The 1,196-nt window shown below is 69.0% G+C and carries 1 protein-coding gene; it reads right to left on the reverse strand.

Annotation, left to right across the window (positions count from 1 at the left end):
• Nucleotides 1-1,133, reverse strand: a 1,133-nt coding sequence (locus RM704_RS44515; RefSeq protein WP_311593555.1) for an acyltransferase domain-containing protein, incomplete at its 3' end; no start/stop codon positions are given.
• Nucleotides 1,134-1,196 lie beyond the last annotated feature (63 nt).

A 1,196-nucleotide genomic window follows, 5' to 3' on the forward strand; every position in this document is an offset into this window, starting at 1 on the left:
AGCGTCTCCTCGATCCCCATCACCAACACCGGATGGGCACTGACCTCGACGAACGCCCCGAAACCCTCCCCCGCCAGCCGACGGGTGGCCTCCGCGAACCGCACCGGACGCCGCAGATTCTCCACCCAGTAACCCGCCCCCAGACCACCACCCTCCAACCCGACCCACTCACCGGACATCGTCGACAGCATCGGCACCCCACCCGACAGCGGAACCACCCCCGCCAGATCCGCCAGAATCCGCTCCCGAACCCCCTCCACCTGCTCAGAATGCGAGGCATAATCCACCGGCACCCACTTCACCCACACTCCCCTGGACGACCACGCCGTCGCGCAGGCCTCCAAACCCTCACGGGTGCCGGACAGAACCACCGAACGCGGCCCGTTCACCGCCGCCACCCCCACCCCGGCCACACCCTCCAGCCAGACCTCCACCTCCTCGACGGACGCCTGGACCGCAAGCATCCCGCCACCACCCGCCAACACCTCACCAATCACCCGGGACCGCAACGCCACCACCCGCGCACCATCCGCCAGCGACAACCAGCCACCCACCACCGCAGCCGCGATCTCACCCTGCGAATGCCCCACCACCGCATCCGGCTCCACACCAGCCGAACGCCACACCTCCGCCAAAGACACCATCACCGCCCACAACACAGGCTGAACCACATCCACCCGCTCCAGCGACGCAGCCCCCTCCACCCCCCGCACCACATCCAGCAACGACCACCCCACCAACGGCTCCAACACCGCCGCACACTCCGCCAACCTGGAAGCAAACACCGGCGAGGACTCCAACAACCCCTCCGCCATCCCCACCCACTGCGAACCCTGACCAGGAAAAACAAACACCCGACGACCCGACACATCCGCAACCCCCGACACCACACCAACAGCGCCAGCCGCGTCAGCAGCGTCCGGCTGCCCTGCGGCCAGCGCACGCACCCCCGCCAGCAACCCGTCCCCGTCCTGGCCGACCACCACCGCCCGATGCCGGAACACCGAACGACCACTCACCAACGACCAACCCACACCAGCCACCGGCACACCCGCACCAGCAACCGCCCCCGCCAGCCGCTCCGCCTGAGCAGCCAACGCCCCCGCCGACTTACCCGACACCACCCACGGCACCGCAACCTCCGGCACCACACCAGACCCGACAACCCGCTCAGCACCAGACCCGACAACCCGCTC

It is taken from the genome of Streptomyces gottesmaniae, from assembly GCF_031845845.1.
Taxonomy (GTDB): domain Bacteria; phylum Actinomycetota; class Actinomycetes; order Streptomycetales; family Streptomycetaceae; genus Streptomyces; species Streptomyces akebiae.